The sequence below is a fragment of the Flagellimonas lutaonensis genome (genome assembly GCF_000963865.1).
Classification (GTDB): domain Bacteria; phylum Bacteroidota; class Bacteroidia; order Flavobacteriales; family Flavobacteriaceae; genus Flagellimonas_A; species Flagellimonas_A lutaonensis.
Map to the genome: position 1 here is coordinate 223,867 of NZ_CP011071.1, position 15,113 is coordinate 238,979.

Sequence of the window (15,113 nt, forward strand, 5' to 3'; positions counted from 1 at the left end):
TTGGTCCCTTTTTGCTTGCAATCAGAGCTATTCGAATGGCATCAAATTTTATTAACTAATTGATTTTCAAAAAATTAACTTTTATCTGATGCCATTTGATATAGCCTTCGTCGGGATGACTGAACTAAATTTATACAGTTAAGTATTCTATTTTCAAATAGTTAGGCGTTGAAATCTTTAATAAAATCCCTTTATGGACACCGATAACCAAGAAGTAACTTAAGAACGTAATCTTATTGTGTCTTTCTGACGCTAAACTAATGAGAAATTGTGTAATTTATTTCACAATTCAACATTAAAAACCATTATTATATTTAAATCGCAAGATTATATTAGAAAACCTTTGATTTAAAATATTCTGTCATTCCCTCTCAGCCAAAAATCGCAAATCATTTAAAATTGTACGCGTGGGCAAGGATACACAACTATTAGGAGCACAATCAATACTAGTAGGATTCTCTCCCATAAATAAATTTACTGCAAAATAATCAATACTAGACTGGGTAGTTTCCAATTCAAAACGAAATGAGCCATCATTTCCTGACTCTATTTCTTCTTCAATTATAACCTCATCTAACTGACCTACTCCAGAAACTCTTTTCCTTCCTTGAAAGTTAAGGGTTGCTCCAACAACTGGGGATAAATCATCCTCATAAAGAAGTACGCCTTCATAAATTGTTAATTTGCTATCATTATCGTCCGAGTCGCATCCCAAAAAGGTAAAGATGGAAATACTAAAAATTAATAAATGTTTCATCATGGTCTTTCTATTATAATTTTGTATTTCAAGATTTCAAAATCGGTTTTTATTTCCAACACATATATGCCCTCTTTTAATGCAGAAGTGTAATAAGTTTCCTCGTACTCACCCAAAGGTCTATAACTATTGGTTATGGTAACGGTCTCACCACCAAAATTAGTAATAGGAATTAATGAAATATTTACATTACCTTCCGCTGGCATCGAATATTTCACGTTCACCTGTCCTTGAACAGGGTTTGGCCAAATAGTAATTCCTTTTTCAAATTCACTTTGCACTATTTCGTCCTCATCGACGGTTTCTTCATCTTTACCAATGTCATCAGTCTTTCTAATACCTCCACCAGGGTCTCCACCTTCACTACAACCATAAATAGGATGATATTCATCATATACGGTAAAAGTTCGGCTCATGGCATTGGAAGAACCTGAGAATCCTGAACTTGATGAATACGACCTTCGCAGATTCACGGTATAAGTTCCGACGGGTAATCCAGGGCCCATTCTTAATGTTTTTCCCTGAAGGCTAAAATTTCTTGGGCCCGTTACCGTCCAAGTATGAGTATACAAATTAGCGATTTCACTTCCGTCGTCAACAATAAACAATGTACGGCTTCCAACTTCACAGGTATACCAATAATCGGTATTAATTCGAGGTCTAGGTGGAGAAGATGAACCAATTGTTTGATTGCAAAAGCTCGTTAAACCAAATCCAAATTCATCTTGGAAGAGGTCTGCCCAAGAATCATCTATGTCTGAATTATTTATATGCTGAGAATTGTCATTCTCTCCATATATTTTATCAAAAGGAGTCCAGTTATTTGCTTCAAGTTGTGCCACACTTCTGTTTAAATGAGACTGTGTAGTTCGTGGTGCTGTGGATGCCGTACTGCTGAACAATGGAACAAAGCTAAATAAAGAATTCCCAAAATCATTGACTGTATGCCCACCGAACCAACTTGCAATGTTAAAAACATCGAGTAAAAAATTCACATCTGGACCTATGTTATCTGTTTGATTGCTCTCTGTGCCCCCAGCCACCATATCATAATTAAACCCATTGAAATTATACGAGTCTTCCCTTACAGTTGTTGGAACACCTAAAGTTAGTATAATCAAAGAGGAAACCTTGGTATTCGTGTTCAAACCATTAGTGCGAACAACAATGAATCCACTAAGAGCATTTACAAAATCAACATCCAGTAATTTGTTTCCTGGGCTATAAGTTAGTTCAGGTTCATTAACTGACCCATCTACAGCAGCATTGACAATACTCAGATTTTTTATACCACCTTGAGAAGGAAATCCAAGGTTCTGAAATTCATTCTGAAGGCTAGTGAAATCGGAATGAGGATTAGGGCCTAATCTCCTAAGAAGTAGTTGCTTAGCAGCCTTACTGTTTACACTGGTCATAGCGTCATCAACTTCTGATATTGAAATATTTAACAGTGAAAACAAATTAATATCATCAATATCTTCAATCAGTTTTTGATACCCTACAGGTATGTTGGCACCAAGATGAGGAGCATCAAAGCTTATGAAGTGACTTACATTATGAACCCTACTTGAGTTTTCCATAGAAGTTAGAGCATATCGAGCAATTAATCCTCCCATGCTTTCACCAATAACTATAATATCATTGTTGCCTATTTTCTGGTCGTTGACCGTTTCAATCAATTGCTCAAGAACGTCCGCATTGGTTCTAATGTCTCCGCCACCGCTGTAGAAATTCAGGTAAATCATATCGTATCCATTATTTCGAAGTGTTCCCTCGATGTTAGCCACTTGAAAACGGTCTTGGATATCATAGGCGTTTGAATCTCCTAGTGGGTCAAATCCCTCCACATAGATTACTGGCCTATCGAAAACCCTGTCACATCCCCTAAATACCAACGCCTGTCCTCGGAAGAAGCTGCTGCCCCTGGAAGTAGTATTTGAATTCTGTTTTGAAGAATTAGGTAATGCTAAATCATATGAAAGGTATGGTTCTTCTTTTTCCAACGTAACAATGTAGAGTTTACTATAATTGATAAATTCCCTTTCTTTGTTAAGTTCAAATTTTACAGCTATTGATTTTTCCCCATCAGAATCATATTCAACATTGATAATTTCTCCTGCGCTAACTTCTCGAAAACCTTGTCCATCTGAAAAGTCTATGGATATCGATTTAACGTTGGCATTACTTTCAACGTAGAACAAATCCCTCAAAACTTCAAATCTAATGGTACCCGAATAAACCTTATTTTTCAGAATTCCACCATTAAAAATTTTATATTTCTTATATTTTTTATCTAATAGAAAACCGTTTTTGGTAGCTTCTATGTTTTCATCTATATCATAGTCTTCTAGGTATTCTCCTTCAACACAAATAATCCCAATTGGAACAGTTCCCTCTTGTTCTTTAGAGGATTCCATGATTTGAAGAACATCTGTCTCAGGGAAGTCTGAGTTCTTTTTCAAAAATGACTTAGACAATCCTTGATAGATTACTTCCCAACTACTCGGCTCAACAAAAGAAAAGTAACTATCCAGTTTTTCTTCCTCAAACTTCAGAAACTCCGCAACACGGTTTTTAAAGAAAAAGCCTTTGTTCAAGAATTTCTCTGTTTTTATCGATTTCTTTTCTACACTATCCAATCGGTCATAGGCATCTTTAAGTTTTTTAAGACCATCTTCCTGGGAATAAGAAGAAGCGAATAAAATAAGAGTTAAAAATGTAAGTAAATAATTTTTCATAGTCAGTGTATTTATAGGTATTTATAATATATTTCTGACAGAAATTTACAACACATAAAGATACCAGACGTAAATTTTTTGTAAAATTCGTTCAATTGAAAAACTATCAATCCTTTACATTTTAAGGATTACCCATATTTCAAATGAGTTTGCGATTTCGAAATAATTTGCAAATAGTTTTTAGCAACAATTTCTGATTTGAATATGATAGTTTATCTATCCTTGAGAGAAACCTGATTAAGTGAAAAACTATATTATCCTTCTTTTTCAGACATAGAATGATTATCTACAAAATATTCAATATAGTTGGGCAACTGTGTACCTAAATAATAAGGTAAATTCATCAATAAAAAAGGTGTTCCGGCTATAGTAGTTGATTTCTCCACTTTGTACCCCCCACCATAGATTCGAATGGCATATGGATGGTCAGTTCGGTCCATGAACTGATGCAAGGATTTTAAGGTTCCTGTTGCTCCTGATTTTATCTCAATGGGAATAACCTTATCTTGGTAGGGATACACCAAATCTACTTCCGAGGAAGATTGTTTTTTTTCTCTAATCCAAAAATGGGGTTTTGTACTACTAATGGTATTCAATGATATAATTTCTTGCGTTATGAGATGGGGAATGATAGCTCCTTTAAAAGCATTACTCAAATCTTCCATCCCCAAAAGCTGTGCTTGAATTCCCAAAGTGTAGTTTACGAGACCGGTATCTAAAAACTGTAAACGAGGTGATTTATTAATATTTGGCTTAATAGGTGGTTCAATGTCTGTTGTAGGATAAATGAGTTGTATGATTTTTGCTGCATCCAGATTACGCATGGCTTCTCCTACCTCCCTTGACCTATAATTCGAATTTCCAAAATTCTGGAATTTGATTCTTTGGTCTATATAGAGATGGGCAGTTTCCATAATATGTCTGATTACCCGTCTTTCGGTAGCATTGGAGGCATATTTTTCAACATCTTCCTTATAGGTGGCCCAAATGCTTTCATAAACATTGGGAAGATTAGCCAAGTTGCCATCTCCAATGTTCCTTTTGACCACTTCGGGCATTCCTCCAATTATGGCATACCGATGAAAAAGTCCTAGCAATGTCTTATGTGCTACAGGATTTAAAGGTACGCTTCGCAAATAATTTAAAGCCGTATTATGGTTTATTGCTTGTAGGTATTCAGAAAAATTTAAAGGGAATAAATATAGAAACTCGACTCTTCCCACTGGAAAGCTCTCTACCTCTTTTATTGCAAATTCCAGTAGAGATCCTGCTGAAATCACATGAAGCTCTGGAACTTCTTCAAAAAAATACCGAAGTAACTGGATGGCCTTGGGTAGTTCTTGAATTTCATCTATAAACAGTAACGTGTTCTGCTGCTGGTCAGGAGTAATATTATTTGATAATAATAATGACTCTACAATGGTATTAACATCGTCATAGGCTTCGAAAAACTCTTTGTCAGAAGTTTTTTCCAGATTCAATGGAATAAAAAAATCATAGCTTTTGGCAAATTCCGTTACTAGGGTCGTCTTGCCCACCTGTCTTGCTCCACGTAATATTAGCGGTTTCCTATTATTACTGGCCTTCCAAGCTTCCAGATTTTTTAGAACATACCTTTTAAAATTCATATTACAATAATATTTGTAACAAAGTAAGGGTTATTTTTTTAATTTATTGTAATAAAGTAAGGGTAAAAGTTAGAAAATTTTGTAACAAAGTAAGGGTAGAAAGGTGTCCAGCACCCACATTTGAACCCACGCCGCCCCAAATCTTACCATAACCTTCATGCGCGTGGTTCCTGTGGAATTTCTTCCGCGTTCGGGAAGATAAGCGGGAAGCCCGCCAGAGGCGGGTGAAAAGAAATTCCATAGGGCGCATCCTACTTTTGATTTGTGATGCTGTCATGTTTTTGGACCCACTCTTGGTAATCCTTGAAAATGACAGGATGGTCCTCAAAATATTGTGTCGCTTTAAATAATCCCTCATTCTTTCCCTCCAGATAGGCAGTTTCCTTTTGCTTTTCATATTGAATGTAATGATAACCGAAGTAACCGAATACCGTTGCATTCAGAATCATTACTGTGTAAATTAAAGCTACCTCCCATTTCGGTATTAACCTCGATTTGTCAATATTCTTTAGTGCTTTATCCAAAGCCTGATGCTGCTTTTCCGAAATGCTTTTCAAATTGGATTGGTGTACGTTCAACAGGCGTTCCATTTCCGAGGTGTCCGGCTCGAAACCAAATTCGTCGATATTTTTGAGCAGTACTTTGAGTTCAGTAACCCAACTTCCAAAAGACCTGATTTCCTCGGTCAGCAGTTCCGCTATTTCATCCAGTTTTGCCATAACATTACAATCCTATTTCGATTCCTATCCCTTTATCGATTGTTCTTTTGATGGTTTTTGAAATTGCTTTTGTAGCAATTTTAGCAACGAGATTGGGAGATAGATTTACTGTGTTGCCCATCAGTTTCATTGCATTTTCGGTTTTTGCTTTCTCCACTACATTTCTGTTGAATCCAATCTGTTCGGCTATCTTGTTCATGGACATTGAAGGGTGCACCTCACTGCCTTTTAAGTTCTGTCCTGCAAACTCAAACCGAAAGCCCTGCAATTGGTTCTGCTTATTAATGGATGGGATGACCTTTACTGGGTAGGCTTCCATCGCTTTAATGTATTGGTCAAAGTCCTTTGGCCTCATTTCGCTGATGACCTTTTCGTGAATTCTTTTGAGAATCATCCGCATATCCTTCGCCATGTCCAGTTTTTGTTGTTGGACTTCCCGTACTGTAGTCAGGCCCATTTCCTTTGCCACCCGTTCCGCAGCTTGCTGGCTCCGCTTTCCAATAAAGTTGTCTTTATAAGCCTGACCTTGAAAATTGATTCGGTTTACGTACAAATGGATATGGACGTGCTTTCTGTTTCTGTGGACAAATGCAATGGCCTGGTTCTCCCGTAATTTCATCTGTTTCAGAAAGCGTTCCGTGATTTCTTGGAGTTCTTTGTTTTTCATTTCCCTGCCATCTTTGATGGTTGGACTCAATACAAAACTCAGGGTGTTCTTTTTACATTGATGGTTCTGCTGTTGGATGGTCCTGAACTCTTGTGTAATCTCCTTTGGGGTATCTCCGGCGAGATATTGGCTATGGATAATCTCGGGTTTCTTTTCTTCCCGAAGTCCGTAGGCCATGGATGCCGATGTGTGCGATATGGATTTTCCCATTCCGATCATGCCTTAAATCTTAAAAGGTGTTCCCTGATTTCTTTTGCCAGTTGGGTGACTTCATCTGCCAATTTTGGATTTCGCTTTCGAAACATGTTCCCGATGCGCTTGAAATTGTTCTGATACTGAACCAATAATTTATAAGCCTCAATTTGGTCTTCAGATAAACGCTCAATAATCCTATCATCAAATGCGGCACGGCGACAATACTCACTGATGGAGAGACCTGACTTTTTGGCCTTCACTTTCAGCAGTTTCTTCTCATAGACTGAGCACCTGAATTGGACGAATTCCCTTTTCATAGGTTTTTTCCTCTTTTGCGACCTTCGGGAGCAAAAGCAAGATTTGTCATGACAATGACACATCTTGAATTCTCACTCAGACGCATATACCAAGCCGCAACCATATCACCTCTCATCTCCCTATCCATAAACCCAAAAACATCTGAAAAACATTCTTTACCAAATACAAAGTCATAAGGATAAAGTAATTGGCATTCATTTTTTATCCTTTGAAATTCTTCGTTCGAATTCAGCTTCTAAATATTCATCGGAGAGGTTGGGCTTACCCATTAACCAAGCGTCTATAATATCCTTATCGAAAAATTTCTGGCGAATGTACTTGTTACCACCCATGGGTATCAATCGTAATTGTGTCAGTTTGTAAATCTTACTTTTCGATAGTCCCGTATAACGGGCAAGGTCATTGACATTCATAATCCGCTTTTGGTGGGATAGCAACTGCTTAATGTCTTTCAAAAGCTCCACCACATTTTCATCTGCTTCCATAATCTCATTTTCTAATAATTACCTTGTACAAAGGGCAATTGTGTTACAAATCTTCGAGCCAAAGAAAGCAGATGATATGTGATGGAAAGGGAAAAAAGGGAAGATGTCCCCCAAAGAAAATTCAATAGTCCCCCAAAAAATCGAAGAAAGAGTCGATTAGGCCTTCGAATTCGTCGCCCGGAGGAAACTCACTATACTTTTTGGAAAGGGTCTTTGCGTAGATAAGGTTGCCCTTGTGATAGACCTTTTCCGAACGTTCAAAGGTTTTCAAATGCAGTCCATTTTTAAACCGTTTGAACTTTTCGAGGATGTATTTCAATTGAGGCTGTGTGCAGATAAAATGAAGCTCGGAATCATGTTCTTCAAAATCAAGAACAAAAAAGTAGTGGAAGTCGGCGAAACTGGTCAGGTTTTCATCCAATAGTTCATAACGGACAAGGGAATTGTAAATCCTTCTTAGGACTCTTTCGTTAAAGTCCATATTGATGCCGACAAGTTTTAGTTTGGGGGTGCTATGCTTTCGATTCAACTGTTCTTTATAAGATTCCCTAACGAGTATCCCCATTATGATTAAAACAAACAGTGCGATTGGAAGTAATGCGACCCAAAGAAGCTCATAATCATCATACAGCTCCAAGGCCCAGAAGACAAAAAAGGCACCAAAAACCAAAAACCATACGTACAGGCCATTGTTGCCTCGTTTTAGATAACTGTCCGTATCATTCTCGATTCTATCCTTCCGCAACTTGATGTTGACCAACCAACTGGCTATGGTGTCGATTAACTTCATCAATTCAAAGGGTATTTATTTAAAGATAACCAAAAGGAGGAGGGTTGTAGCCAAAATCTCGATGTAACCTATTATACGCTAGGTGGAAACGCAAAATTTTTGTGGCTGGGGAGAAGAAAGGTCAAGCGGTTTTTCACCGCTTGTGCTTTCGCGCCGCTCCGAGGGTGTCGGAAAACCAGAAAGGTTTTCTGACTTCCGCAGGGGCATGGGAAAAAATTGAAATTAGCAAAGTTTAGAAAATCCAAGGCTCTTAAAAGAAGTCTTACAAAGTTCCAAAATAAATTACTAATATATAATTGTAAAAGGGTTTGTACTTCGGAGGTTCACCAAGAAGTTTTCTATCTTTTTATTGATTTTCACTAAGGCAATATGAAAATTATTTCCTGTATTCCGGTAATAAAAATTAGTATAGTTAAGATAAAAATGGAATCTAGAAAATTATAACGGGAATCTATTCTTCGACTTTTCTATAAGAAAATTCCTTTGTTTCTGGGTCAAATGAAGATTCTCCTATTCTAATGCTATTGGACGGATTGAGCACAGAGCCGTTTGTTGGGTCAAGAGCATTCATAGTATCTCTGTTAGCCACTTGTCCAAAAATCTGTTTTTCATAGGCTGATTCCGGTTTGTCTGGCAACGCATCAAACAGCAACCTATCTACCTTCCTATTTAGTTCGAATAAATCCATAATTTCCCCCGAAAAGGAGTGCAAATTTACAATTATTAATTCATATTATCCAAAGCTATTTTCATGGCCTTTGTACTTATATCCATCAAGAATTTTGGGACTTCATCTTTATCTAGAATAAGAGGGGCTATTCTCAAATCCCTCAACTCTTCCTTTATCGCGACATCTACATCCCTGATGAATATCCAAACACCTAAATCCCTATCAACTTTATTTTTTATCTTTCTTAACAATGGGGCTATCAATCTATCTCCAGAAGTGGCCTCTGACATTCCAATAAACAAAAAATTATTCTTTGATAAATAATGTTTGACCAAAACTGACCATTGACTATCGTCCTCCCCTAACCTCTGGTCGGCTTGAGATTTACTCAGAATTATTTCCTTGCTAGGTCTATCATCCATAATTGGATGAGGTACATATCCGTGCGGGTGAAATATTTCAACATCATGGCCTGCAGAAAAGTAAGGCAGTTCAGAAACGCTGTTTACAATTAGTCCGAAGGAACTCAAATACCATTCCAGTAGAGAATCATAGTTTAGTGTAAAAACTGTTTTAACCCTGCCTCTTCTTCCTCCTATTATCAGCCCTGCTATAGAATTAAGAGCCTTATGTTGAAAAATATCATATTTCTGACTTTCCAGATTAAGTCCATTATATAAGTACTTAGATATCAACTCGATAAGTTTCTTTTCGTCTCCTTTAAGCTCGCGGACGATTTTATCTGCTGCAATTTGAAATTCATCTGCACTTGGACGTTCTTTTTCCAATAAAGGCAAACCGATTGCTTCGTCTTTATTTAAGTTGTTCAAAAGTGATTTCCAATCATCCACTTCGAATGATTTAGAAATTCCGGCTCCCACAAAAAGACTGAGGGAATCTTGATATAGGCTTTTTGCCAAAAAATTTACCGCATTATCCCTGAACTCAATTTCCATTTATTAGATTTCAGCGTTTTCTCTATCCAGTGGGGAAATTGAGGTATTATCGAAATAATCTGAGTCATTCAAAAATGAAATAAAGTAAATTAGAGAAATTAGATTCAGGCATCCCTTTTGTAAATACAACTTGTAATTGCCATATCTGTCCGCGTTTAGACTCAAATTAATTCTAGACAGACCATCATCCCTTCCGACTACACATTTGAACCTGGAAGTGCTTGGAATCCATATATTCTTTTCATCATTATTTTTATTCGATAGTAAATCGAACACCAATTCGCCGATGTCAGTTGACAGAGGCTTGTTTCCCTTGATAATCACATTAGATATATCACCCCTACTCCGTTTAGAAATTCCAACTCCTGTTGTTTTTACAGTAATATTTTTTGAGACTAACTCATTCCCAATAACAGTATTTATCAAATTAAAAATTCTAATTATCAGGTACTTAGGTTGAATTTTAAGCTGGTTCAATACATCCTTTATAAATTGGCTTAAAAGTTCAGAAAAAGGTGTTAGTAAACAAACAATTCCATCCGCCTTAAAGTGCAATATTAAACTATCGTATGCAAAGTTTTTGACCTTGTTTCCTAGATACGCTTTGGCCTTACTTTTATCCACATTAAAATGTTCTTGTAACCCCCTATGGTAAGGCCGATCGGTATTATAGACTAGATGAATTACCTTTGCAGACATGATTTCCTCCGATTTAATCTGTGTCCAATCCTTAAAACTTTTTGCAAGTTCTTCAATAGCAATGAAACCTTCTGTCCTAAGAATTATCATGTTATAATATCTCTGATCCCCAGTAATATCAATCTTTGGTTTATACATGGCTATTGAATTATTGACAACATTATTTTACAGGTTTCTCGAGAGTAATCAATTTCATTCTTCTCGAGTGTTTTTCGTATCCTATCTAAGAGGAAGGCAACAGGGCTATTTATTCTTTCATCTTCAAAACTATCTGGAAGGTCATATTTAAAATCCATTTCTTCAGATTCTGCTTCGTCTAGCACGGTTACAAAATCATCATTGTAGATTTTAGAGGATAAAACTTCTGAAATGAAAACATCATCGATCATGTCGACCAGCATTAGATAAGAATAAAAACCGCCATAGTATGCTTTCGTTAAGTACTCTAAATCATTGAGCAAAAGAATTATTCTAGCAATAAGGGGCTTTTTAATTTTTGAATGCAAGTCTACCAAGGAACTTTTCAGCATGCTTACACTTTCTTTGAACCTTTCATACGGTCTTATCGCAACGACCTTGGTGCTAATTACAATCAAACATCTAAGAATATACTGTCTAAGGTCTGCATCAATATGGGGCAAGGAACTCCATGAGTGCCAAATTGACTTGATATAGAAATCAATCTGACCTCTATAAATGTAATTTAAATCAAATAGGTGAACAAATATTTCATTGATATTCCGGAAGTTATGAGTTAGCAATTTAAACATCGCATTGTAATCCTTTGGAATGTCATAGGGTTGCAGTTCATTACCCGCTACTAAAACATGTTTCTCAACACTAAGCGAACCATATTTGTCAGCAAGACAGCAATGCGTAAGAACTATGTAACGAACAGAATCAAGTAGACTTTTTTCCTCACTAAATCCATTCTTACTTATATCCCTAAAGGTCATATAAAAATTCATTTTATCTTCTTCGCTCTGCTCCGACAAATCACCAGCTAAAATCAAATTAAGTAATTGTCGAACTTGACTGTGCATCAATTCATGAGTTAAGGTCATAATACTCCACTCAGGATCTGCCCCATTGGTAATTGATTGTATTGCAGCAGAAATAGCATATTCACTCTCTCTAAAACCAAGTCTTGCACTAAAATAAGGTAGTTTAAAAAGATTATTTTCCTTTTTCGATCTTACAAATTCATCGATATTAGAATATTTCCATCTTTTAGTGTCGTATTTGTGGGGGCTTTCAATATCCACCAAAAACGACCCTGTTTTCTTAAAATCGACTGTTATCTTTTCCTCAAAATTATATTCGTGAAAAATTGATTCAATAAAGTCCGTAATCCTGTATAATGCCAGAATACCAGAGCCAATACCACATAATGAATGCCTTCTAATTAGTGATCTCCGCGAGAGCACTGGTATTGTGCCGGAAAACGTTTGCGTTGAAACATATGATATAATTGAAATCAATTGTATCGCCCTATCTACATATTGATTTTTATGATAATTATCTTCAATGCTCTTGTTAATGCTTTTCTTTAATCTAATAAGCTCTTCTTCGGATAAATCCTCAACAATTTGGATATTTTTGAGGTCTTCGAATTGTATATCAATAGAATCCTGATACTTTTTAATCTTTTTTATCAGAGAGTTAATCTCTTTATTGATTTTTTTAATTTCGAATAACCCATCGATAGGCACACTAGCCACCTTAGTTGCAAATAAGCTTAAGGACAAATGAAGTTCTTCAAATATGTTCTTAATTGAAATCGGCAACTGGTCATAGTCTTCAAATACAATTTTTATATCACCAATGCTTTTTGGTGCCTTTATATTTTCACATCTAACCTTTCCTGGACTTAATTCCCACTCTTCAAAACTCACACACTCATCATCAATTTTTGAGAGTAACTCATCTAAGATAGCGGTAGTTCTTCCGAATAGGATTATAGAACTTATACCATATCCAAAAAAAACCTTCACATCTAAGGATTTGTAAAATACTTTTAATTGGGACAAAACCCTCATTGGATTTATGAAAAAACAAAATCTTATATATCGATATTCTAACAAATCCGGTATTTCCTTTTCACTTTCTATAAGTGGAAAAATTTGAGATATTCGATTATAATTATTCTTCGCTAACTGCTCCTGTTTTAGCTCTTCGAATACTTCCACATTTGCATTCAAAGATGTATCTCCCCAGTAGGAGGAAATTTCATCTTTCCTAGAAATTACAAGCCACATTTAAAATGAAAGATTTTATCTAAAGTGAATTAATATTCTTTACAATGTAAGAATGTACTGTAAAGATATTCATAATATCTATCATGACCTCCTCACGTATTTAGGGAAGATTATATGTTGTTTCAAAAAAATCTTTTGAAGCCATTTTGGGACTATTTTATTAAAATGATAAGTATTTTAGAACGAGTAGCTTACGAAATCGCTCTAGAGTTGCGTCGCTTTTTGGTTTTTTGACTCCATTACATCCATTAAATTTTGCATATCCTGTCCAACTTTCTTTTCAACCACCCTGGCATAAATCTGAGTAGTGGATAATTTGGTATGACCCAATAGTTTTGAAACGGTTTCTATTGGAACACCATTGGATAGGGTTACGGAAGTGGCAAAGGTATGTCTAGCGGTATGGAAAGTCATTCTTTTTCGGATTCCACAAGCATCTGCAATTTCCTTTAAGGTTCTATTTATCATTTGGTTGCTATACCTAGGTAGTAGCCTATCCCCTTTGACTATTCTCGATTCAGTTTTATATTTTTCAATGATTTCTAAAGCTTTCGGCAGTAAAGGTATTCTTAAGGGTTCATCGGTTTTGGCCCTTTTGGTGTAAAGCCAATTATTTCCATCGATACCTTTTACCAAATGCTCCACCTTCAAACCTTGGACGTCTACAAACGAAAGCCCTGTGTAACAGGCGAAAATAAAAAGGTCTTTAATTTGCTCGGTACTTGGCCTTTTAAAGGTTGTTTGTTCCACTAACTGCAGTTCCCATTCCGTCAAAAATTGACGATTAGTTTTTTCAAATCGAAGCTTGAAATTAACAAAGGGGTCTTTTTCGAGCCATTCCAGGCGAACACCTAGCCTTGACATCTTTTTTAAGCGTTCCATGTGTTTCATGGCCCCATTATTAGCACATCCCATTCGAGTGGAAGGCTTATACTTGCGTACATATTGTTCAAAGTCGGTTATGAAACCGTAATTCAATTTATTTAATGGAATGTCTTCAATCTTAAGCTCATCTTTTAGATATTTCTTTATACATCTTTCCGTGCTATAATAATTCTTCATGGTTCCTGGTCGTAGGGAAGTCTTCATCGTGGCATTATGATAGGAAATCAAATCCAATAAGGTCTTACCTTGTTCATCTGTACCGAGATAACGTGCCTTGATTTTTGCCGAAGTAATGTCTTCTCCCTCTTGTAAAAGTTGGCGATGTGCTTCGTGAAGGCCAGTAAAAACCTGGTCCAAATACTTATTTACGGAGGTTACGTATTTGGAAGACCCCCTACCCCTTTTGCTTCTGTTGTCCCATAAAGAGGCCTTCAATTCCCGATTCAAACTAAACTCCGCTCTTTTTCCATCTACAGTTATGCGCGCATAAAGCATTAAGTTTTCAGTTTCCCTCTCGAGTTTTCTTGTAATGAAAATAACGGATAATCTACTGTTTTCTAACATATTATGTAGCTTTAAATGAATAAACAACTGGTAAAAAACACATTGTCAATTACCCTTAAAAGCTACTTCAATGTACAAAAAATGTGGTGGTGTTCCATTCCCGAATCCCTCACCAGCGAGGCATTTTCATATGGTTTCAGATGGTTTCTTTTGAAACCTCTAAAAACATAAAACGTTGCAAATCAGTCGATTTGCAACGTTATGCAACTAAAAGAAAATAGTTGAGTCGGGATGACTGGATTCGAACCAGCGACCACGCGCACCCCATGCGCGTACGCTACCAGACTGCGCCACATCCCGAAAACGGATTGCAAAAATAAAAATTTAATTGAGAAATCAACCCTGTTTTTAACCTCCCGATAAAAATTCGCGGATTTCCAGAAATAATGCCTCCCTTGCCGCACGTGAATCGTACTCCGGATTAAAGAGAAAGTAACTATTGGCCTGATCAAAACAGAACTCGTCCAAATCATCCCCCTGCCAAAGGTGATAACTTACCAGTAATGTGTTGTAGTCTATTTTGTAGGGTTTTTTAGCTGGTTGAAATCCGTTCAGGTACATATTCAACCAAAAAACAGAGCGGTCAAGTTCTTTCTTTTCTTCAAAGTCAAGAAAAGTAGGACTTGGGCATTCATTTCTGTCATCCATCGGAAGCAAATAGGGTGTTAGTCAAACTGTTGAGCACACGTCTCGATGTCTAAAATCGTTAAATCATCCTTATTTGGCAAATTTTTTTTTAATAAATAGTATTGCCAAAGATGGATCTGGCACAACATTAAGTTGC

14 protein-coding genes and 1 tRNA gene are annotated in these 15,113 nt (G+C 36.5%); all 15 read right to left on the reverse strand.

Translation table 11 applies throughout. The annotated features are described in order from the left end of the window. Nucleotides 1-361: 361 nt before the first annotated feature. The 15 genes from VC82_RS01055 to VC82_RS01125 all read right to left on the reverse strand — a co-directional run bounded on the left by VC82_RS01055 (nt 362) and on the right by VC82_RS01125 (nt 14,977). Nucleotides 362-760: a hypothetical protein gene (locus VC82_RS01055; RefSeq protein ID WP_045800742.1), complete on the reverse strand. Its 399-nt coding sequence runs from the start codon at nt 758-760 to the stop codon at nt 362-364. Beyond that, nucleotides 757-3,495 carry a T9SS type A sorting domain-containing protein gene (locus VC82_RS01060; RefSeq protein WP_045800743.1) on the reverse strand — a complete coding sequence of 913 codons (2,739 nt, stop codon included), beginning with the start codon at nt 3,493-3,495 and terminating at the stop codon, nt 757-759. Before VC82_RS01060 ends, VC82_RS01055 begins: the two co-directional genes overlap by 4 nt. Before the next feature lie 254 nt (nt 3,496-3,749). Further along, entirely contained in the window at nt 3,750-5,123 is a 1,374-nt protein-coding gene (locus tag VC82_RS01065; RefSeq protein WP_045800744.1) for an ATP-binding protein, read from the reverse strand. A 251-nt stretch (nt 5,124-5,374) separates the two neighbouring features. Next, entirely contained in the window at nt 5,375-5,842 is a 468-nt protein-coding gene (locus VC82_RS01070; protein ID WP_045800745.1) for a DUF6730 family protein, read from the reverse strand. 4 nt (nt 5,843-5,846) lie between these two features. Beyond that, nucleotides 5,847-6,719: a relaxase/mobilization nuclease domain-containing protein gene (locus tag VC82_RS01075; protein ID WP_245615937.1), complete on the reverse strand. Its 873-nt coding sequence runs from the start codon at nt 6,717-6,719 to the stop codon at nt 5,847-5,849. Between the two features lie 5 nt (nt 6,720-6,724). Then, nucleotides 6,725-7,021, reverse strand: coding sequence for a mobilization protein MbpA (gene mbpA / locus VC82_RS01080; protein WP_045800747.1), 297 nt, complete (start codon nt 7,019-7,021; stop codon nt 6,725-6,727). Nucleotides 7,022-7,216: 195 nt separating this feature from the next. Further along, entirely contained in the window at nt 7,217-7,507 is a 291-nt protein-coding gene (locus VC82_RS01085) for a helix-turn-helix transcriptional regulator (RefSeq protein ID WP_052698851.1), read from the reverse strand. A 121-nt stretch (nt 7,508-7,628) separates the two neighbouring features. Beyond that, complete coding sequence (locus tag VC82_RS01090; protein ID WP_045800748.1) at nt 7,629-8,297, reverse strand: DUF6617 family protein; 669 nt, start codon at nt 8,295-8,297, stop codon at nt 7,629-7,631. Nucleotides 8,298-8,748: 451 nt separating this feature from the next. Further along, nucleotides 8,749-8,985 carry a hypothetical protein gene (locus VC82_RS01095; RefSeq protein ID WP_045800749.1) on the reverse strand — a complete coding sequence of 79 codons (237 nt, stop codon included), beginning with the start codon at nt 8,983-8,985 and terminating at the stop codon, nt 8,749-8,751. 35 nt (nt 8,986-9,020) lie between these two features. Continuing rightward, nucleotides 9,021-9,923 (reverse strand): SIR2 family protein, encoded by a 903-nt coding sequence (locus VC82_RS01100; RefSeq protein ID WP_045800750.1) that lies wholly within the window; start codon nt 9,921-9,923, stop codon nt 9,021-9,023. Nucleotides 9,924-9,926: 3 nt separating this feature from the next. Further along, entirely contained in the window at nt 9,927-10,760 is an 834-nt protein-coding gene (locus VC82_RS01105) for a hypothetical protein (RefSeq protein ID WP_045800751.1), read from the reverse strand. A 2-nt stretch (nt 10,761-10,762) separates the two neighbouring features. Further along, a complete protein-coding gene (locus VC82_RS01110; protein WP_045800752.1) occupies nt 10,763-12,880 on the reverse strand; it encodes a hypothetical protein in 2,118 nt (705 codons plus the stop codon). A 204-nt stretch (nt 12,881-13,084) separates the two neighbouring features. Beyond that, entirely contained in the window at nt 13,085-14,329 is a 1,245-nt protein-coding gene (locus VC82_RS01115; protein WP_045800753.1) for a site-specific integrase, read from the reverse strand. Between the two features lie 226 nt (nt 14,330-14,555). After that, nucleotides 14,556-14,629 (reverse strand) — tRNA-Pro (locus tag VC82_RS01120). A 48-nt stretch (nt 14,630-14,677) separates the two neighbouring features. Continuing rightward, the gene (locus tag VC82_RS01125; protein WP_045800754.1) at nt 14,678-14,977 is read right to left on the reverse strand and encodes a hypothetical protein; all 300 of its coding nucleotides are present in this window, start codon (nt 14,975-14,977) and stop codon (nt 14,678-14,680) included. Between the last annotated feature and the right edge of the window lie 136 nt (nt 14,978-15,113).